The organism is Chryseobacterium sp. NRRL B-14798 (assembly GCF_050470705.1).
Classification (GTDB): domain Bacteria; phylum Bacteroidota; class Bacteroidia; order Flavobacteriales; family Weeksellaceae; genus Chryseobacterium; species Chryseobacterium cupriresistens.
On sequence record NZ_JBFLUL010000005.1, the window covers coordinates 754,158 to 773,731 of the forward strand.

A 19,574-nucleotide genomic window follows, 5' to 3' on the forward strand; every position below is an offset into this window, starting at 1 on the left:
TGAAAAGTCAGTAAAGTAATAAATTTATATTGTAATTTGACCTGTCATAGGTTATTAAAAAATATGTAGTTCAAGATTATGAATAATGTATATTTGTTGCTAGCTAATTTAAACATATTAGATTTGTAAATGGATTTGCTACACCAAGAACATATAAATAAAATAGAAAATTGTCCGCTTGATGGTCAGAAGGGTGAACTTACTCTATTTAGATGGGTTCATAAGGATAAGTTTGTCGAATCTTTTGTGCCTAATGGAGTGAGACCAAAGCATGCTAACAACTGTTTAGCGTGGGGGTTATCAACATTTAATAGCAAAGATTCAGCAATTCAAGAGCTTAATAATTTGTCTAAGAATATTAGAAAAAAATATAATGCAATTGCTTTATGTAAAATAAAAGACGAAGATGGTATCAAGCATCAGTCGGGCAATAAAAAGCATCATTACACTTTTTACCCCAAAAGTAGTTTTGATTTAATTACAAACTTTCAAATTATAGAAGATGAAAACTAATTCATACTTTGATTTATCAGCGTTTGAGAAAGTAGAAGATATAATCTATTTAGATGAACCAATACTTTCTCATTTAAAGCTAAATGAAAAAGACTATTTTCTGTATCTCGTTGATAGCTTTGAAGATTATGATGTTTTTCTATTCTTTGAGATAGATGCAGACACTATCTTAAAATATCTAACTAAATCAATTTCGTTGCGAGATATTATTAAGAGTAATAATATCCTTTTGATACTGGAACAGGACTATGATGGGAATGTTATAAATGCACAATCTATTTTATGTGAAAGTTTACCTGAGGATTATCTACCAGAAGCTAATTCTTTCCTTGAGTACGAACCATTAGAAAATTCATTTTATTATGAAATGATTAATGAGTATGACAGAAAACTTTATTTACATGATTTAAGAAAAAATGCTTTTTATTTAAAGTTTTCTACGAATGATAGAAAGTATGGGGATACAATAGGGTTGAGAGAACTAACAAACACACTGTTAACTAACTTATCAACATCATTTAAGCACTTTGTTACAATAGATTTTGAGAAGAAATTTAATAGTATAATACCGGAAGATAATAAAAGAAGTAAAATATTAAAGTCTGTTTTTGCTGATACTGATTTAAGAATGGTAGATTTAAATTTTGGTAGTTTCGAAATTGGCTTATCAACGGATAAATTAATGAAATCCAATATTGAATTTAAAGAGGTTAAGGAATGGGCTGATAATGTTGGTGATAATTATAAAAAAATTGTTTTAGATAATGATATTACCAATGCGGAGCTGGCAACACTTTTAAATAACTATACAGATGAAGAAAGAAATCAAATCTTTGAGCCAGTGTTAAGAATTGTAGAGAATAAGAATTACAATTTAAAAGTTAAGGGCTCTGTAGGTGAGAAGTATAGTAACTTGGGCTTAAACAAAAAAGAAGTTTCATCTAAAATTGTTACTAAAATCAAAAAGGTTGATGATATCCAACAAAAACATTTGGAATTAATTACTGTTACAACAATCATTGATAAAAACAGTAATAAAAAAACTATTAATCTTGATAATACATTGTTTAGTTCAATAGAATCTACGGAATATCTTTTGGGTTACAATGACTTTAAAAAATATGGATATAATAATGTTCCTGATGGTATTAAAATTGCGATATTAATAGAGAATAATGATACTTATATTGTTTTGAGAGCAAATTACAATGAAAATGCTTTTGAGGTTCGTGTCGATAATGATAAGATTGAAGAAGGAATTAAAAAAATGGTAGATAGGATTTACGAGTATACTATAAATTTATAGTTTAATATATCTTTATTAGGTATGAGAGCCACGCATTTGTGGCTCTTTTTCTGTAATTTTTTATAGTAGTGAATCTTCTATTTGATATTATTTAGGGAAGTACCAGAGTTCGGAATCTTTTTTTAGATTTCTTTTTTTAGGGTCAGTAATGCCTTCTATCAGATGGAATAAATCGTTAATTAAAAGTTTTGTGTCAAATATATAACTGTGATTAAGACCTGACGATTCGATATTAGAAGCATCTATAGAATATAAATCTTTATCAACGAATGCAAATGCTCCTGCCTGTCCTAAACGTGGTAAACTTCTAATCGTACTAGAGGCTTTAAGAGCAACGTCTTTGTCGGATATATACATAGTTCTACTATTTCCAACATTTCTAAAAATAGGTAAAATTTCATTTTTAAATACATTTTGGTCTATATCTGGTGCTGCAAGAATGATTTGCTCAATTGCTGCTAGAGAAGTTGAGTATTTAGGATTGCTTGCGAGTTCGTTTAAAGATGCAGTAACTAAGACATTCCCCATGCTGTGTGCTATAATGTGTAGTTTTTTTATATCAGCCATGGTAATAATGGAATTGATAAATTCAGTCAGGGATGTTTTACTTGCGTTAACCATTTCTGAATCTCTTAGATAGGCTGTTGTTTTTCCTGCTGAAGGCCAACTAAAAAATCCAGTCAACCCATTAAAGGATAAATCATATGCAATTTGGCCAGTTCTCCATGCTGTTTCCTCAAATGAATTATTATAACCATGTACGAAAAGTAGAAAAGAATTTTCATCAGTCTTCAACAGGCTTTCTTTAAGATGATTGTAGAAATCAGTCTCTTGAAATTCATTAATGGATTGTAATAGAATATGTTTGCTTTTGTCTTCTCTTTTTCTCCATATTAAGATTTTGCCAGGTCTTTCAACTTTTCCTACTTTATGTGTATTTGGAATGCTGATTGTGCATTTTCCAACATTCAGTGATTTACCATTTATTATTTCATCATTAAAGTATTCATTTACTTTGTTCTTACCAGATTTCTTTCTATTTGTACCATAAAATACTTCAATAATGTTTTCCTTAACTACTTCTTTTTTTTGAACGTTTCCATTTTGTTTATTAGTCCAATAAAAAGTTTCTGCTTGTTCGTGTATTTTTTTAATGGATTTATCAATATCACTAAAGTAGCCATCTTTTTGTCTGTAGCGTACTTTAATACCTTTAAATGGAATAACTCTATCATCTTTCTTATTATATATATTTTCAATGTCAAATTGAAAGTTTTTTTTAGAACCTTCTATCTTAAAGGTCTGAGAATTTAATAATTGATTCCTGTAGTATAACTCAATTTTACATCTTTGCGCTTCTGTACTCTTTGTTTTACTTCCAATAACGGTCAAGGTGGTAGAGTTTAGGTATTCAAAGGTTGTATGATATGATTCAGTTAGGTTATTCCAATTTAGGAGCTGCTTATGGCTGTTTATAGATAAATATAGTTCACTTACCTTAAAATCAAATTTGATAACACATGTAATATTCATTTCTTTTCAAATAATTAATAGTTTTGCTGCCAATTTACATTTTTATTGTGTAAAAGCATAACAACAAATATTATAATGTAAGTAAATTTGGTATATTTACAACCGTATAATGTATCTGCTCTTTATAGAGATAAGCATAGAGATATATAAGAAAATTGGGAACAATTTCGGGCACAAAAACAAAAAAGAGAAAATATAGTTATTTAGAAATAAATAAGTTACATCTTCTCTTTAGCTTAAAAAGTGGAGTTGGAGGGATTCGAACCCTCGTCCAAACAAGCAATACATAAGCTTTCTACATGCTTATTCTACCATTGGTTTTCGACTGGAAGCAGAGGATAGACACCCAACGACCAGCTTATCTTCTGAAATTTTCGAGCTTTAGCCAAAGCTTCTAAAACCTTATTTCTGCATTCCTATATCCCAGGATCAAACGCTGCAGAACTGAGCATTTGTGGAATATCTTGCTTCCCTACTAAAATCTTCGGGAAAACGCTTGATCTACTATACTTCGATATTAAGCTGCAAGAGCGAACTCTTCGTTGCCAGTTAAAATTTTGTAGCAAGGGATTATAGAGATCGCGCTACGGTTCTCTGCATGCTTACTTACCCATTGGTCTTGCTGTCGAAACCAGTCAACCCCATGAATAAAGTGAATACAAAGATAGTGCTTTTTGTTTACATTTCATTAATATCGATGGTTTTAATAGAAATTACGAAATAAAATGAGTAACCTGAAGGTAGTAAGAATTGAATATCCAGTGATTGTGATAAAAATATTATTGTTTGCTAACAGGCTTTAATACGGGGTTTTTAAACAGTCATAGGGTGGATTAGTGATTGTTTATGGCAATATATTTTGTGTTCTGATAAAAAATGTCTACTTTTGCAATCCAAAATGAGATGTAAAATATGTTAATAATTCCAGTAAAAGATGGTGAATCCATCGACAGAGCTTTAAAAAAATACAAGAGAAAATTTGATAAAACAGGAACTGTTCGTCAATTAAGATCTAGACAACAGTTTATTAAGCCTTCTGTAACTTTGAGACAAGCTAGACTAAAAGCGGCTTACAAACAAAGAGCGCTTAGCAAAGAAGAGCAGGCTTAAGATTTTTTCTTAACCATATATTAATTCACTTCTTAAATTCTTATATTTGAGGAGTGAATTTTTATTTTTATACCCTATGATGCTGGAAAAGTTTTTAGAATACTTACAATTCGAAAAAAGATATTCTCCTCATACCATCACAAGCTACAAAAAAGACCTTGAAGACTTTTCCCATTTCTTTCTCCGAACAGAATCTTCTGACAATTTAGCCAAGGCAGACAAAAAAATTATCCGGAATTTTATTGTCGAACTGAGTGAAAACGACATTTCGAAAAGAAGTATCAATAGAAAATTATCTTCTCTCCGCAGTTTTTATCTTTTTCTTTTAAAAATAGGTGAAATTACAGTTTCTCCCGTTGAAGGGATTTCTTCCCTGAAGTTTTATGCTGAAAAACAGATTCCTATGTCTAAAGAGGAAATGACAGATCTCAATGAAAGAGTTTTTGAACAGGTACATGACGTGCTTGAAAAGTGCATTATGGAGGTTCTTTATCAGACGGGAATGCGTAAAGCGGAACTTTGTGGCCTGATATTTGAGAATGTTGACTTATATGGAAATGAATTAAAAGTAATAGGAAAAGGGAACAAAGAAAGGGTAATTCCCATTTCCAATGAATTGTCTGAACTTCTGAAAAGTTATCTGGAAATAAGAAATCCGCAGACAGAATTTAAATCATATTTTTTCGTCAATAAGAAAGGGAAAAAACTCAATGAAAAATTTGTTTATGTGGTAGTTAATAAGTACCTTAGTCTTGTAACAACGAAAGAAAAAAAAAGTCCTCACATCCTTCGGCATAGCTTTGCTACCCACGTATTGGATAATGGGGCGGAGATCTCCAAAGTGAAAAAAATATTAGGGCATTCCAGCCTTGCCAGTACTCAAGTCTATACGAATGCTAATATTGAACAATTGAAAAAAGTGTTTAATCAGGCTCACCCTCGAGCATCAAAAAAAGAAGAATTATGAAGATTTCAGTACAATCAATTGGTTTAACTCCACACGAACCACTAGAATCACACATCGACAAAAAAGTAAGTAAATTGGATACCTTCTATGACAAAATTCAGGAGTGTAAGGTGTTCTTGAAAGTTGAAAATAATTCGGATAAAGCCAACAAAACTGCCGAGATTATTTTAGCGGTTCCGGGAGACGATATCGTAGTAAAGAAGACCACTACAAGTTTTGAAGAAAGTCTGGACCTTTGCGTTGATACTGCTAAAAAGCTATTAATCAAGAAAAAAGAAATGGCGTAGAAAAAAAAGTTAAAAAAAGTTTATAAAAAATTTGAGAATTCAAAAAATCCGTTCTATATTTGCACTCGCAAAAAAGGAACAGCGATCTTTTGAATTCTTTTTTATATTTGCCTCCATAGCTCAGTTGGCCAGAGCACGTGATTTGTAATCTCGGGGTCGTGGGTTCGAATCCCTCTGGAGGCTCATAAAATATAAACTTTTGGGGAGATTCCAGAGTGGCTAAATGGGACTGACTGTAACTCAGTTGCTTCGGCTTCGTAGGTTCGAATCCTGCTCTCCCCACTTTATATTTTTATAAAAAAAACTTGCAAGATTAAATAAGTTTTCTTAGTTTTGCACAGCGTTTACCAATAGTTTTGGAAACAAAATTGCGGAAGTAGCTCAGTTGGTAGAGCGTCAGCCTTCCAAGCTGAATGTCGCGGGTTCGACCCCCGTCTTCCGCTCAATAGAATCACACAATTAAGAGTGATTTTTTTAACACTGGAATGTGTAGAGTAGAGTTTCTCGATCAGTTTCAGTCCTTTATTAAAATGCCTCCATAGCTCAGTTGGCCAGAGCACGTGATTTGTAATCTCGGGGTCGTGGGTTCGAATCCCTCTGGAGGCTCATTTTAATATAAAATATCTGGGGAGATTCCAGAGTGGCTAAATGGGACTGACTGTAACTCAGTTGCTTCGGCTTCGTAGGTTCGAATCCTGCTCTCCCCACATTTTATATTATAAAAAAAACTTGCAAAATTAAATAAGTTTTCTTAGTTTTGCACAGCGTTTACCAATAATTTTGGAAACAAAATTGCGGAAGTAGCTCAGTTGGTAGAGCGTCAGCCTTCCAAGCTGAATGTCGCGGGTTCGACCCCCGTCTTCCGCTCAACGAAAATCACGCTACTTAGTGTGATTTTTTTAGTTGATGCCGACTTAGCTCAGCGGTAGAGTGCTTCCTTGGTAAGGAAGAGGTCACGGGTTCAAGTCCCGTAGTTGGCTCTTAATTTTCCCGAATTTCTTCGGGATTTTTTATGCCCTAATTTTAGATGGAATCTCATTGCAAAAGGAACCGCATGAAACAGGATTTTGCTGAGTTCTAAAAAAATCACGGAAGATTTATATGCTCTGAAGTATTTTGGTTCTTACATATAAAAAAAGTAAGTGTTTAATATTGTCTTTGAACTTTACAAAATGGGAAGTTCACACTATAAAGCGGTGAAATTAATTTTGAACTTATACACTGGGTATAGTGTCATTAAAATAGCCCTGACTCAGGGCTAAATTACAATAGATAAGTAATATTGTAGGAGTTTTATAAGTTATATTTTACTTTTACGCCAATATATCCAGGTAATCTTTGAATAATACTTGTTTGAAGAGTTACATTTTGTAGTGTAGATAAGATAATTTGAGTTTTATTAAAATTTAAAATATCATTTCCAATGACACTATATTCCCATTTTTTACTATAATCATAAGAAATTTCAAAATCGGTCTTTAAAAAATGCTGTTTTTGTTCAGAGATATAAATATTATAGTGATTTCGGAAGTAGTATTTAAAATGTTTATTAATAATACCATCAAAATCTGCAAATAGTTCAGTTCTATCATTAGATATTTTTTTATTTAAATTTGTATAGCTACTTATATTTTTTTGTTTAGAAACTCCTATTTCATAATTAAAAATTCCATTTTTAAAAACACTCATTAAACTTGCTTTTAAAATGATATTTTGTGAAGTAATAGGATTTTCTATTTGATCTATTATATTTATTGAATTTGAGTGTGAATAAGACCCATTTAATTTTATTTTAGCTTTAAGGAAACTAACTTTCTTATCTAAATTAATATTTGTAAACCAGTTTTGTGTAGGTGTTGAGTTAAGAACTTGGCTTATTACAATATATTGTGGAAGCAATTGGCTAGCGGTTATAATTGATTTTTCATTTTTAGTATAATTGAAACTTAGATTTAATATAGTACCTGAAAACAAATTGAAATATCTTAAATAAACGCTGAAATTATGACTTCGCATAGGAAGTCCTAAATCCAAGATGTTATTTTGCAGAATTCTGTTATAATCATCCAGTATGGGTTGTATAAAAGTCTGATTAGTATTTGCAAAATCATTCTTTACCTGATAAGATAAATTAAGTTCAGATAATTGATTTAACTGAAATTTTACATTGGCTTTTGGCAAGTATAAAAGCCTGTTTAAAGAAGTATAGTATAAAAGTGTATTCTGTAAAGAAAATTGAAAAAAACCTTTACGCTTATAAATACTAAATTCAGTATTGAAGAAATTTCTACTGATTTTATTGTTATTTGAATATTGAGAGTTTTCGATTGAAGATAAAAAACTATCTTGAGTTAAAGAATATCCTAATCCTATATAATAAATCAGTTTTTTGGGCTTAAAGGTATAAGTACTCAAAAGTCCATAAGTTTCCTGATTATATTTTTTATCCTGTAGTAACGGAGAATCTAAATTTAAAACATTGGGGAAGTTATCTAACTGAAAGTTATTTTGTTGGTAATTAATGTCATTGAAAATATACAAAGCCAAAAGCTTTGTTGGAGATAATTTAGAAGTATAGCTTAATTGTTGAGATAGCGTATAAGGGGTATCATGTACTTTTTCGTCAATTCTATTTTCTATATTACCAAAAGTTTGATCTATTTGAACGTCTTTTTTTCCACTGTATGGATCAAATGCTAAACTATATGTAAGTAGACTGTTATCTGAGACTAAATAGTCCAAATTGGCTCTTGTTCGGTTAAAAAATAATTGCTCTTTTGTTTTTATATTTTCAGTAGTGCTGTAACTTGAATTTTGGTCGAAAAAAAGCGTATTATTTAGGATGTTTTTATTTTGGTTAACATTATTAAAGATACTGTATATGTTAAGTTTTGTCTTTTTTGAGAGATAAGAAGTGAGATTCAATGCTCCAAAATTGTTATATTTTTTCGTCATCCTGTCATCACTAATAAGAGTTGTTGGCATTATAAAATCTGTGTTGCCAACATTGCGTTTGCTTACAAAATCATTTTTAGATGAAATAATCATTTGAAAGTATTGATCAAATGTAATTACTTCATCATTTATATTGTTTGAATTTCCTATAAAGCTCATGTTTGTAGTTTTATCAAATTTAAACAAGTTTACTCCGGCTTTGTAGCGTCCTTCATATGCAGAGATTAAAGTAGTATTTCCCGTTATTTTACCTTTATATTCTTTTTTGATTCCAATATTTATGGCTGTTTTATCCGAAGGTTCCAAGTCCTTTATTTTCGCATTATCTGAATAATGATTGATAACTGCAATATCATCAATCATATCTGCATCTAAATTTTCAGTGGCAAGTTGATGATTATCACCAAAAAAGTCCTTTCCATCTACAAGAAGGTTATCTACTTTTTTTCCTCCTATTTTGATTTGCCCATCATTTCCTACTTCAAACCCTGGAAGTTTATTAAGAATATCTTTAAGGTTATGTTCCGAACCCGTTGTAAAGTATTTTGTTTTATAGGATATAGTATCACCGCTTTGCTTTAAAGCTGAAGCCTGTCCGATAATCTTAACTTCCTCAACCTGATTTATTTTTTCTGAAAGAATTATTTCTAATTCTACTGATTTTTGATCATTGCTTATAGTAATGTTCCTTTTTAGAGGTTCGAAAAGTATTTTATTAACCTCTAATGTATAAGAGGGCTCTTTGTTAACCTGAAAAGTGAAATTACCATTTGAATCAGAGTTTTGAAAAGAAAGTGTTTTTCCGTTATTGTCTAATATCTGAACAATAGCATCTTCCACAGGATTATGATTTTTATTTAAAATTTTTCCATTAACTTTTATCTGAGAAAAAAAGAAAACAGGAAAACAGAAAATAAGAAAAATAGAACTCTTCATATGATTTAAAAGCTTTTACAAAAATTAATCTCCATAAACTTTATGGAGATTTTGAATATTTAATTTGATTCCTAATTTCTGCCGAAAGTCATTGGAGGCATTGTTTTTTTATAATCTTCAGCATGTTGTATTACCTTTTTTTGAAACTCTTGAGGGCTTATTTTTTCACCTTTTGTTGGTATTGTTATCGTACCAGCTATATTCTCTTTGATTTGAATTGCTAAATAATGTTGTGTCTTATTTCTAACTTCTACAATGAGCCCGGGTAATCCCCAATAAATACTTGGTCCAGCCATAGTAGGAATGCCGGGAGCATACCAAGCCTCTATCAAATCTCCTCCTATTTTTGCTTGTGCTTTTCTACAGTCAATACTGCCTATTGTTTTTGTTTCATTAATTAATTCCCAATTAATTTTTTGAAGATTTTCTGAAACTAAAAATTCTTTGTCTAATATAGTTCTTGAAGATACTGAAGTTTTTGTTTTAAAGTTTTTGTACATTTCAGCAATTCCACCAAATTTAATTACCGTTTCTTTCATTTGCATATTTCCAGTGTTCAAATCCTCTGGGTTTTCTCTCTTTTTCTCTTCCTTTTTATACAAAGCTTCGGATCCATTAAATAATAGTTCATAATATTTAGGAATTTGTTTGCTTGTTTTTATCATTTCCTGATACTGTTTTGGAATATCTTTTAAGTCATCCAAATTAGTAATTGGTAATTCTTCATAAAAAACACTGTTTATCAAATTTCCTTTCTGAGTATTATTTTCAACAGAATTTTGGGCAAATCCAAATGAACACAGCAAGCTAAAGCATATAGAAAATAAAATCTTCATTTTATATTAATTTTAATTAAAAAATAGAGGAGACTATCCGAAAAACTCTCTTTAGACTCCTATCTTACATTTTTGTAATATAGTATTTTTGATATTCTCGGAGAGTCTCTATTTTTGTCTACATAGGAACATCTATCCACATATCAACAACATGCATGTCTATTGTTCCATCTGGATTAGAAGTCGTATAATAATAAAAGACGTGAAGGGGAAATTTAGAATCCTTCTTTAAAATTTTTGTAGCAAAAGATTTTTCGTTGGGTTTATTACCTTCTGTTTTTACTTCTTTAGCGAACCCTAAAGTTGTTCCAGCAACTAAAAGTGCTGCAAATAGATTTTTTTTCATAATGTTTTTTTTTATATTAAATTGTTAGTTTTTAATATGTTGATCTTTACAAGTATACAAATATTTTTTTAATCACTATTGCGGGAATCTGCATTTTCTAAAACTTCTTTAATATATAGAATACATACTAAGTGAAAAAGGTTTTTCGCTTCATAAAATTCTTTAATTTTATTCAAACGCTTCCAACGGAGCTCCAACTGTTGGGCTTAATATATTGTAGGTCGATCCAATTTTTACTTCATCTTTACAATCACAATCATAAAATTTTCGTTAAATTCGTGTAAAATAAATTTTTGATGAATATTCTTTTACTGGAAGATGATCTCATTCTGTCTGCAGAATTGTGCAGATTTTTAGAATCAAATAATTTTAATTGTGATAAAATCTATGACGGGGAAACTTTTCTCCGCCAGATAAAAAACAGTAGTTATGATCTGTATTTACTCGATATTAATGTTCCTAAGATAAATGGACTTGATGTCTGCCAGACGATCCGCTCTTTTGACAAAAATACCCCCATCATTATCATCTCTGCTTATGGGGATATCTCTGATAAAAAAGATGCTTTCACAAGACTGGCCGATGATTATCTGGTAAAACCTTTTCAGTTTGAAGAACTTCTGCTAAGAATCAATTCGCTGTTGAGAAGAAAGGTACCTTCTGATAATTCAGATCAGGATATTCTAAGAGTTGACGACCTTATTATCAATAAAACAGAACAGAAGGTCTATCGTGGAGGAAATGAAATAACACTTACATTAAAAGAATTCCAGCTGTTGGTTTATCTTGCGGAAGCGCAGGGAAGAACGGTTTCCAAGCAACAGATTACAGAACATGTATGGGAACACAATTTTAATACGAATACCAATACCGTAGAAGTTTATATCAATTTTCTGAGGAAAAAGATTGATAAAGATTTTAAAATAAAACTGATCCACACCCGTTCAGGTTTCGGATACTACCTAAGTCCATTATAAATGTCTTTAAAGAGAAAGATAGCCCTAACGATCAGTATCGCCTTTTCATTATTATTTGGGATGGTGATGGCAGTCATTTATTTATCGTTTAATGATTTCAGAAGAGATGAGTTTAAAGAAAGATTCAGGCAGAGGCTTGAGTTTACTTCTCATTTCATTTCAAAATCCAAAGACTTTGAAGAAGAAGCACCCGTTTTTTTCAATGAAAATTCAGATAATATCCTTTTGAATGAAAAGATTTTAATTTTCAACGAAAAAAAAGAACTCATCTACAGCACGATTAAAGACCGGAATGTCATTTGGGACAGTGCCATGCTTAAAGAGCTGGATAAAAAGAAGATTATTTATACTGAAAAAACCGTTCCAGAAATCTACGCTGCGCTCAGGAATATCAACGGTGAAAATTACTATATCCTTACAAGTGCCTTTGATACCAATGGAAAATCCAAATTAGGTTATCTTAAATATCTTTTGATAACAGCGTATGTGATGAGTACTATGCTCATCGGTTTTTTCAGTTATTATTTTGTCGAAAAATTTCTCCGACCTCTGGAAGACCTGAACAAAGAAATCTCTGAAGTTACGGCTCATAAACTCACCACGCAGATTCCGGTAGAGCAATCCAATGATGAAGTAAGCGTTCTGGCAAAATCCTTTAATACAATGATTGGAAGGCTGGATGATGTATTTCAGTCCCAAAAAGATTTTACTGCCAGTGCTTCGCATGAGATCAGAACCCCAATAACAAGAATGGCCTTTCAGCTGGAAAACCTGATTAAGTTTGAAGAACATTCTCCGGAGACATTATCATCTTTAAAGCAAATCCAGAGAGATGTATATCAACTGTCCGATCTGACCAACTCGCTTTTGCTGCTGACAAAATTTGATAAAGAAAATATCCAGAGTATTTATGAGGAAGTAAGAATTGATGAAGTTATTTTTGAAGCTTTTGAAGCTGTAGAGAAAAGTTATCCACAGCTGAAACTGGATTTTCTGATCAATGAAAATAGTTTTGAAAATGCATTCTTAACCATCAAGGGAATTCAGTCATTATTGGTGATTGTCTTTATCAACCTGTTTAAAAACGCTGCTGTGTATTCAGACAATACGGAGGTGAAAGTCCTGATTACTGAAACCAATGATAATCTTTCTGTTGAAGTAATTTCCCATGGTAACACGATTTCTGAAGATGAGCAGACTAAACTTTTTGAAGCGTTCACAAGAGGAAACAATGCACAGAATATAGCAGGCTCTGGTTTAGGTCTTAGAATTGTCAAAAGGATTCTGGAATATCATGATGCAGATATTGTATATTCTTCACCAGCAGATTTCATCAATAAGTTTACCCTAAGTTTTAAAAAATAAATGAAAAACAACTGATATAAAACAGTTGTTTTTTTGTTAAACCTGCGATTGATTTTTTTAACAAAAATTCAATAATTAGAGAAAAATTCACTTGTTTTATCCGGTGATTTATTGGATAAACGGTCTGCTCAAGCCTATTTTAATATTTTTTTAAGCGTCATTTAAGTTTCTTTTAATCGCATCAAAGCAATTTTGTAATTTAAAAATAAAAATAATGAACAGAATTGCAGTGCTGTGCCTCGCCGTTTCCTCATTCATGGCGGCACAACAGCAGATGTCTCTTTTGGAATGCGAAGAAGCGTTTCAGAAGAACAACCTCCAGCTGCTCGCCGAACAGTACAATATCAATATGGCTGATGCGGATATTCTGCAGGCTAAAATCTGGGAATTACCTCAATTAAGCGGACAGTTCAATGCTTATAATCCGCAGGACAAAAAGTTTTTTGATGTAGGACATTCTAAGGGAGCAGGTATTACTCAATTGATTTATATGGGTGGTAAAAAGAAAAATGAAATTGCTTTTGCCAGGTCCAATAAAGAACTGGCCCAGCTTCAGTTTTCCCAACTGCTGGTAGATCTACGATATCAGCTTCGTTCTGCTTATTTCAATCTTTATTATGAAAAACTAAAACTGGAAAACACCAACAGGCAGCTGGGATATATGAATGATCTCTTAGATGCTTACCGTGTACAGTCGGCCAAAGGAAACGTTTCTCTTAAAGATGCTGTCAGATTACAGAGCATAGTGATCCAGCTCAATCATGATAAGCTGGAGATCAACAAAAATATTCTTGGTTTTGAACAGAATCTGAAAGTTCTGACAGGAGTTTCAGAAGAAATAGAGCCAACAATATCCGAAACCGAAGCTAAAGAAGCTTTGGCAGCACAGCCTTTCGGTAATGAAGAAGAGTTGAAAGGTAAAGCCCTTGAAAATAATGCAGATTACCGGTATAATCTGAAGCTTATTGATAACAGTAAGCTGTATGCACAATGGCAGAAATCACTGAATGTCCCTGATGTTACGGTAGGAGCTGCATGGGATCAGGCGGGAGGAACTTTTAATAACGAAGCTAATCTGACGCTGGGAATTCCTTTGCCTTTATGGAAAGCCAACCAGGGGAATGTGATAAAAGCAAATTATGCGATTCAACAAAACCAGAAAAATGCAGACTTTCAAAAGCTGACTCTGGAAACTAAAGTCCAGTCTACCTACAAAACCTGGAAAGCACAATATGATCAGCTGCAGGATGTAAAAACGACAGATCTTCAGAATATGGAGCTTGTTTATAACGGAATGCTGAACAATTTCAGAAAAGGAAATGTCAACCTGATTGAATTCACAGACTTTATGGACAGCTACAGGGAAACAGCCCTTCAGATCTACGATATGAAAAATGAGATCATGCAGTCTGCAGAACAGCTTAATCAACTAGTACAAACGAAAATCTTCTATTAAAATCATGAAAACATATATTATTCCCGTATTGATGGTTCTTTCATTAATAGCCTGTTCAAAAAAAGAGGAAGAGAAAAATGTTCACACCAAAAAAGGGTTTGAACTCAGCAATACAATGCTGAACTCTATTTCCCTGGCAAAGGTTGAAAAAAGAAATATAGAAGACGAATACAGTTTTTACGGAAAAATCTCGGCAGACAAAAACAGTTACATAGATGTATACCCATTGGTTGGAGGAAATGTGATGAGTGTCAATGTAGAATTGGGCGACTATGTGAAAAAAGGGCAGGTACTGGCAACCATCAGAAGTACTGAGCTTGCAGAAATTCAGAAGGATGTAAGTGATGCAAAAACAGATCTGGTAGTGGCAAAAAATAACCTTCGTGTCGCGAAAGAACTCTATGAAGGAAAACTGAATACCGAAAGAGATGTCCTGGAAGCTAAAAGCCAGTTGCAAAAAGCCGAAGATCAGTTACAGAGAGCTGCTGCGGTAAGTACGGTTTATAATGTGAAAACCGGAAATATATACAGTGTGGTAGCACCTATCAGCGGTTATATTGTTCAGAAAAGTATCAATAAAGATATGCAGCTGAGAAGTGACAGAAGTGATAATATTTTTGATGTGGCCAACACCACCAATGTATGGGCCATTATGAATGTCAATGAATCTGATATTGATAAAATCAGTCTTGGAATGAAAGCTCAGGTATCTACTCTATCTTATCCGGATAAAGTTTTTGACGGAAAAATTGATAAAATTTTCAAGATTATTGACCCGCAGACCAATGCCATGCAGGCAAGAGTCGTATTGGACAATGCCAACGGACTTTTGATCCCAGAGAGTAAAGCCACGATAAAAGTTTCCAGTCTGGAAAGCAACTCTACACTTACCGTTCCCTCCAAAGCAGTGATTTTTGATGATAATAAAAGCTTCGTAGTGATTTTTAAATCCAGGACAGATGTGAAGATCAGAGAAATCAAAGTATTAAAGCAGGTTGGTGATGTCACCTATATTGCAGACGGTCTGAAAGAAGGAGAAGAAGTGATTACCAACAACCAGCTGCTGATCTACCGTTCACTGAACAGCTAGTCTTATTAAACCATTAAGAATACTGACATTTTTCTTTAACGGCTTTTTTAGGTCACCAATGTATCTATCATGAATAAATTCATAAAAAATATAATTGCTTTTTCATTAAAAAATAAAGCATTTACCTTTATCTGGGTAGCGATTTTAGCCATCTCCGGTTTTATAAGTTTTAAAAACATGCCTATTGAAGCTTTTCCGGATGTAACCAATACTCAGATTGTCATCATTACCCAATGGAATGGGCGTAGTGCAGAAGAAGTGGAACGTTTTGTTACTACTCCCATTGAATTGGCAATGAGCCCGGTTCAAAAGAAAACAAGTGTGAGAAGTACCACCATGTTTGGACTTTCTATTGTTAAAATTCTGTTTGACGACGGGGTGGACGATACTTTTGCCAGAAATCAGGTCAATAACCAGTTAAGAACCATTAGCCTTCCTGATGAGGTAGACCCTGAAGTACAGCCACCCTACGGGCCAACCGGTGAAATTTTCAGATATACGCTGGAAAGTAAAACAAAAGATTCCCGAGCGCTGCTTACCCTGCAGAATTGGGTAATAGACCGTGCTTTAAGAGGAGTTCCCGGCGTTGCGGATATCAATGTTTTCGGAGGACAGGATAAAGTTTTTGAACTGAGTATCGATCCGAGGGCATTGGATAAATACAACCTTACGCCGCTTCAGGTATATGATGCCGTCACCAAAAGTAACCTGAACGTAGGAGGAGATGTCATTGAAAAAAATGGTCAGGCTTATGTGGTAAGAGGTATCGGTTTGGTAAAATCTGTAGCGGATATTGGAAATATTACCATTCAGAATGACAGTGGGAATCCTGTTTTGGTAAAAAATGTTGCAGAAGTTCATGAAAGTTCCATGCCCAGAGTAGGACAGGCCGCTCTTAATCATCATGACGATACGGTGGAAGGAATTGTTGTTATGAGAAAAGGGGAGAACCCGCGAGAAGTTTTAGTAAGTGTGAAGGCTAAAATTAAAGAGCTTAACGAAAAAGTACTTCCGAAAGATGTTAAAATGGTGACTTTCTACGATCGTGACAATCTGATGGATTTCACTACACATACCGTAATGCATAACCTTATTGAAGGTATTGTACTGGTAACGGTTATTGTTTTGATCTTTATGGCAGACTGGAGAACCACGCTGATTGTTTCCATCATTATCCCATTATCCTTATTGTTTGCCTTTTTATGTTTAAAGCTGGCAGGGATGAGTGCGAACCTGCTTTCTTTGGGAGCCGTAGACTTCGGGATTATCATAGACGGAGCCGTCGTCATGGTGGAAGGTCTTTTCGTAATGCTGGATCATAAAGCGCATAAGTACGGGACGGAGAAGTTTAATAAACTCGCCAAGGGAGGATGGATTAAGCAAACCGGAACAGGACTGGGAAAAGCCATCTTCTTTTCAAAATTAATCATCATTACTTCCTTGATTCCTATTTTCTCATTCCAGAAAGTAGAAGGAAAAATGTTTTCTCCGTTGGCATTTACATTAGGGTTTGCATTAATGGGAGCATTGATATTTACATTAACTCTCGTTCCTGTTCTTTCGCATATCCTTTTAAATAAAAATGTAAGAGAAAAAAGCAACCCGTTTGTGAACTTCTGGGACAGAATCGTTTTGAAAGGCTTTAATTTAACATTCAGACATAAAAAGATGAGCATGATTGTAGCGATTTCCTTTCTGGCTGTTACACTATTTTCGGGTAAATTCCTTGGAACAGAGTTCCTGCCTCAGTTGAATGAAGGTTCATTGTGGATCACAGCCGAAATGCCGATGAGCTCCTCATTAAAAGAATCTCTGAAAACAGCTGATCTTTTAAAGAAGGACATTATGAGCTTTTCAGAAGTGACAGATGTGCTTGCCCAGACGGGAAGAAGTAATGATGGAACAGATCCCAACGGATTCGGATTTGTACAGTTTGCGGTAAATCTTAAGCCAAGAGAAGAATGGAAGCGTAAAATTACTTATGATGAACTGATCAATGAAATAGACAAAAAACTCAGAAGTTATCAGGGAATTACGTTCAACTACTCCCAGCCGATTTCCGATAACGTAGCAGAAGCAGTGGCTGGTTTTAAAGCTGAAAACGGAATCAAAATCTATGGTGATAACCTGGAAACCCTTGACAGATTAGCCCACGAAGTTTTGCTTAAAATTAAAGACGTACAAGGCGTGAAGGATCCGGGAATTATTAAAAATATCGGCCAGCCGGAAGTAAGCGTGGTTTTGGACAGAGATAAAATGGCCGCTTATGGAGTGATGCCCGCAGATGCTCAGGCTGTGCTGGAAATGGCATTTGGTGGAAAAACTGCCTCTGAAATGTTTGATGGGGAAAGAAAGTTCCCGATCCGTCTTCGGTATTCTCAGGAATACAGAACCAATGAAAATGACATTGCTGCTTTGATGGTTCCTACACAGGATGGAGCAAAGATTCCTTTAAAAGAAATAAGCACCATTGTTAAAGATAACGGAGCCGCATTTATTTACAGAGACAATATCAAGCGATACATCGGGGTTAAATTCTCCATCCGTGACCGGGATTTGGGAAGTACGATTGCGGATGCACAGAAAAAAGTAGAAACGATTGAACTTCCGGACGGTTATTCAATAGGATGGACAGGTCAGTTTGAAAACCAGCAGCGTGCCTCACACAGACTGGCGCAGGTAGTACCGGTGAGTATTCTGATGATTTTCTTCCTCTTGTTTATTCTGTTCGGCAATATGAAAGATTCTCTTCTGGTATTAGCGAACGTACCTTTTGCTTTGATTGGAGGAATCATCGCTTTACATGTTACCGGAATCAATTTTGGAATCTCTGCCGGAGTAGGAATGATTGCTCTCCTGGGAATTTGTATCCAGAACGGGGTAATCCTTATTACAGAATTCCACCAGAATGTTAAAGACGGAATGGATATCGATACCGCTATATTAAATGGAGTAAAATCCAGGACAAGACCTGTCATTATGACAGCATTGATGGCTTCCATCGGGCTTATGCCGGCTGCCTTGTCTACAGGAATCGGATCGGAGTCTCAGAAACCTCTCGCAATTGTCATTATCGGAGGACTGATTACAGCTACAGTGCTTACCCTGCTTATTTTCCCGATTATTTTCTGGATCTTCAACAGAACAAGAAAACTGCAATCAATTTAATTTTGTTATAATATTTCGCCTTTGGAAATTCCTAAGGCGATTTTTTTTTATTTCTTGTCGTCTGATTTCAAATAAAATAATTAAATTGGGCAATTAGAAAAATAAACAAGTGATATCTTATAATTAATCCCTCATCTTTATACACAAATGTTAAAACACAAAATGAAACGCTACAAAAAAAGAGTTCTTTTTTTGTTTGGCTTTTTAATCGTCTTGCTTCCTCTGCAACTGGTTTTTAAGATTAATATTGAAGAAACCTATCCTTCATTTAACTTCCCGGGATTTGCATCCTATCCCATAAAAGATGGAAAATATATTAATTTTACCAAAACCACTTCCCATGTCTTTTTTAAAGACGGATCAGACAGTATTTTGGTCAATAATGATTATCTGGGAGAAAGTATACCGAGAACCATACAGATTACCCTTATTCAGAATTTGCTTTTTCCAAGGAAATATCCGGTTCTGGACAGCCGTGTGAATTCCCTTCCTCCTTATAAAAAGAGGCTTTACCTGTTGAAAAAATCTATCCTTAACCGGAACATTAAAAAAGTGGATATGGAAGAAAGTAAAAAATTCATTGTAAACAGACTGGAGAAAAGATTTCCCGGTAAAAAAGTCGCCGCTATACAGGTGATCAATGAAACTAAAGATTTTGATATAACCACAAGAAAAATGACCCAGAAATCAGTGTATGATACTGTACTGAGTTATCGTTTTTTAAACTAA

At 33.7% G+C, this 19,574-nt stretch carries 15 protein-coding genes, 7 tRNA genes and 1 other RNA gene; 18 read left to right on the forward strand and 5 right to left on the reverse strand.

Features of this window, described 5'->3' with window-relative positions:
* Window positions 1–129 precede the first annotated feature (129 nt).
* Both AB1278_RS03775 and AB1278_RS03780 read left to right on the forward strand, forming a co-directional pair.
* Window positions 130–513 (forward strand): hypothetical protein, encoded by a 384-nt coding sequence (locus tag AB1278_RS03775; protein ID WP_429812547.1) that lies wholly within the window; start codon window positions 130–132, stop codon window positions 511–513.
* Entirely contained in the window at window positions 503–1,819 is a 1,317-nt protein-coding gene (locus AB1278_RS03780) for a hypothetical protein (protein WP_429812550.1), read from the forward strand. Before AB1278_RS03775 ends, AB1278_RS03780 begins: the two co-directional genes overlap by 11 nt.
* An 87-nt stretch (window positions 1,820–1,906) precedes the next feature.
* Here AB1278_RS03780 and AB1278_RS03785 read toward each other — a convergent pair whose 3' ends face one another.
* Window positions 1,907–3,352: an alpha/beta hydrolase gene (locus AB1278_RS03785; RefSeq protein WP_429812553.1), complete on the reverse strand. Its 1,446-nt coding sequence runs from the start codon at window positions 3,350–3,352 to the stop codon at window positions 1,907–1,909.
* Window positions 3,353–3,593: 241 nt separating this feature from the next.
* Window positions 3,594–3,995: a transfer-messenger RNA gene (ssrA, locus tag AB1278_RS03790) on the reverse strand.
* A gap of 269 nt (window positions 3,996–4,264) precedes the next feature.
* Between ssrA and rpsU the strand changes: the two genes are divergently transcribed.
* The 10 genes from rpsU (at window position 4,265) to AB1278_RS03840 (ending at window position 6,696) form a co-directional block, all read left to right on the forward strand.
* Complete coding sequence (gene rpsU / locus AB1278_RS03795; RefSeq protein ID WP_034693154.1) at window positions 4,265–4,462, forward strand: 30S ribosomal protein S21; 198 nt, start codon at window positions 4,265–4,267, stop codon at window positions 4,460–4,462.
* Window positions 4,463–4,541: 79 nt separating this feature from the next.
* Window positions 4,542–5,429 (forward strand): tyrosine-type recombinase/integrase, encoded by an 888-nt coding sequence (locus AB1278_RS03800; RefSeq protein ID WP_343643282.1) that lies wholly within the window; start codon window positions 4,542–4,544, stop codon window positions 5,427–5,429.
* Window positions 5,426–5,716 (forward strand): HPF/RaiA family ribosome-associated protein, encoded by a 291-nt coding sequence (locus AB1278_RS03805; protein WP_002976393.1) that lies wholly within the window; start codon window positions 5,426–5,428, stop codon window positions 5,714–5,716. The genes AB1278_RS03800 and AB1278_RS03805 overlap by 4 nt, the downstream gene beginning before the upstream one ends.
* Before the next feature lie 109 nt (window positions 5,717–5,825).
* Window positions 5,826–5,899: transfer RNA gene (locus AB1278_RS03810), tRNA-Thr, on the forward strand.
* An 18-nt stretch (window positions 5,900–5,917) separates the two neighbouring features.
* Window positions 5,918–5,998: transfer RNA gene (locus tag AB1278_RS03815), tRNA-Tyr, on the forward strand.
* 88 nt (window positions 5,999–6,086) lie between these two features.
* Window positions 6,087–6,159: transfer RNA gene (locus tag AB1278_RS03820), tRNA-Gly, on the forward strand.
* 89 nt (window positions 6,160–6,248) lie between these two features.
* Window positions 6,249–6,322: transfer RNA gene (locus AB1278_RS03825), tRNA-Thr, on the forward strand.
* 20 nt (window positions 6,323–6,342) lie between these two features.
* Window positions 6,343–6,423: transfer RNA gene (locus AB1278_RS03830), tRNA-Tyr, on the forward strand.
* Window positions 6,424–6,510: 87 nt separating this feature from the next.
* A tRNA-Gly gene (locus AB1278_RS03835) sits at window positions 6,511–6,583 on the forward strand.
* A gap of 41 nt (window positions 6,584–6,624) precedes the next feature.
* A tRNA-Thr gene (locus tag AB1278_RS03840) sits at window positions 6,625–6,696 on the forward strand.
* Window positions 6,697–7,009: 313 nt separating this feature from the next.
* Here AB1278_RS03840 and AB1278_RS03845 read toward each other — a convergent pair.
* From AB1278_RS03845 to AB1278_RS03855, 3 genes are all read right to left on the reverse strand, one after another.
* Window positions 7,010–9,607, reverse strand: coding sequence for a carboxypeptidase-like regulatory domain-containing protein (locus tag AB1278_RS03845; RefSeq protein ID WP_343644019.1), 2,598 nt, complete (start codon window positions 9,605–9,607; stop codon window positions 7,010–7,012).
* 71 nt (window positions 9,608–9,678) lie between these two features.
* Complete coding sequence (locus AB1278_RS03850; protein ID WP_411413377.1) at window positions 9,679–10,443, reverse strand: GLPGLI family protein; 765 nt, start codon at window positions 10,441–10,443, stop codon at window positions 9,679–9,681.
* Between the two features lie 118 nt (window positions 10,444–10,561).
* Window positions 10,562–10,789 (reverse strand): hypothetical protein, encoded by a 228-nt coding sequence (locus AB1278_RS03855; protein ID WP_411413378.1) that lies wholly within the window; start codon window positions 10,787–10,789, stop codon window positions 10,562–10,564.
* A 296-nt stretch (window positions 10,790–11,085) separates the two neighbouring features.
* Between AB1278_RS03855 and AB1278_RS03860 the strand changes: the two genes are divergently transcribed.
* The 6 genes from AB1278_RS03860 to AB1278_RS03885 all read left to right on the forward strand — a co-directional run bounded on the left by AB1278_RS03860 (window position 11,086) and on the right by AB1278_RS03885 (window position 19,574).
* Window positions 11,086–11,766 (forward strand): response regulator transcription factor, encoded by a 681-nt coding sequence (locus AB1278_RS03860; protein WP_429812559.1) that lies wholly within the window; start codon window positions 11,086–11,088, stop codon window positions 11,764–11,766.
* Window positions 11,767–13,131: a sensor histidine kinase gene (locus AB1278_RS03865; RefSeq protein WP_202841477.1), complete on the forward strand. Its 1,365-nt coding sequence runs from the start codon at window positions 11,767–11,769 to the stop codon at window positions 13,129–13,131.
* Window positions 13,132–13,345: 214 nt separating this feature from the next.
* Window positions 13,346–14,587: a TolC family protein gene (locus AB1278_RS03870; RefSeq protein WP_429812563.1), complete on the forward strand. Its 1,242-nt coding sequence runs from the start codon at window positions 13,346–13,348 to the stop codon at window positions 14,585–14,587.
* 4 nt (window positions 14,588–14,591) lie between these two features.
* Window positions 14,592–15,677 carry an efflux RND transporter periplasmic adaptor subunit gene (locus tag AB1278_RS03875; RefSeq protein ID WP_429812566.1) on the forward strand — a complete coding sequence of 362 codons (1,086 nt, stop codon included), beginning with the start codon at window positions 14,592–14,594 and terminating at the stop codon, window positions 15,675–15,677.
* Window positions 15,678–15,746: 69 nt separating this feature from the next.
* Window positions 15,747–18,845 (forward strand): efflux RND transporter permease subunit, encoded by a 3,099-nt coding sequence (locus tag AB1278_RS03880; protein WP_429812569.1) that lies wholly within the window; start codon window positions 15,747–15,749, stop codon window positions 18,843–18,845.
* A 162-nt stretch (window positions 18,846–19,007) separates the two neighbouring features.
* Complete coding sequence (locus AB1278_RS03885; RefSeq protein WP_146207822.1) at window positions 19,008–19,574, forward strand: hypothetical protein; 567 nt, start codon at window positions 19,008–19,010, stop codon at window positions 19,572–19,574.

What these genes read in the sequence shown, in the direction of transcription:
- AB1278_RS03785 (WP_429812553.1), bottom strand. Translation starts at nt 3,352, where the DNA reads ATGAATATTACATGTGTTATCAAATTTGATTTTAAGGTAAGTGAACTA.
- AB1278_RS03850 (WP_411413377.1), bottom strand. Translation starts at nt 10,443, where the DNA reads ATGAAGATTTTATTTTCTATATGCTTTAGCTTGCTGTGTTCATTTGGA.
- AB1278_RS03880 (WP_429812569.1), top strand. Translation starts at nt 15,747, where the DNA reads ATGAATAAATTCATAAAAAATATAATTGCTTTTTCATTAAAAAATAAA.
- AB1278_RS03780 (WP_429812550.1), top strand. Translation starts at nt 503, where the DNA reads ATGAAAACTAATTCATACTTTGATTTATCAGCGTTTGAGAAAGTAGAA.
- AB1278_RS03805 (WP_002976393.1), top strand. Translation starts at nt 5,426, where the DNA reads ATGAAGATTTCAGTACAATCAATTGGTTTAACTCCACACGAACCACTA.
- AB1278_RS03860 (WP_429812559.1), top strand. Translation starts at nt 11,086, where the DNA reads ATGAATATTCTTTTACTGGAAGATGATCTCATTCTGTCTGCAGAATTG.
- AB1278_RS03865 (WP_202841477.1), top strand. Translation starts at nt 11,767, where the DNA reads ATGTCTTTAAAGAGAAAGATAGCCCTAACGATCAGTATCGCCTTTTCA.
- AB1278_RS03885 (WP_146207822.1), top strand. Translation starts at nt 19,008, where the DNA reads ATGAAACGCTACAAAAAAAGAGTTCTTTTTTTGTTTGGCTTTTTAATC.
- AB1278_RS03875 (WP_429812566.1), top strand. Translation starts at nt 14,592, where the DNA reads ATGAAAACATATATTATTCCCGTATTGATGGTTCTTTCATTAATAGCC.
- AB1278_RS03775 (WP_429812547.1), top strand. Translation starts at nt 130, where the DNA reads ATGGATTTGCTACACCAAGAACATATAAATAAAATAGAAAATTGTCCG.
- rpsU (WP_034693154.1), top strand. Translation starts at nt 4,265, where the DNA reads ATGTTAATAATTCCAGTAAAAGATGGTGAATCCATCGACAGAGCTTTA.
- AB1278_RS03870 (WP_429812563.1), top strand. Translation starts at nt 13,346, where the DNA reads ATGAACAGAATTGCAGTGCTGTGCCTCGCCGTTTCCTCATTCATGGCG.
- AB1278_RS03845 (WP_343644019.1), bottom strand. Translation starts at nt 9,607, where the DNA reads ATGAAGAGTTCTATTTTTCTTATTTTCTGTTTTCCTGTTTTCTTTTTT.
- AB1278_RS03800 (WP_343643282.1), top strand. Translation starts at nt 4,542, where the DNA reads ATGCTGGAAAAGTTTTTAGAATACTTACAATTCGAAAAAAGATATTCT.
- AB1278_RS03855 (WP_411413378.1), bottom strand. Translation starts at nt 10,789, where the DNA reads ATGAAAAAAAATCTATTTGCAGCACTTTTAGTTGCTGGAACAACTTTA.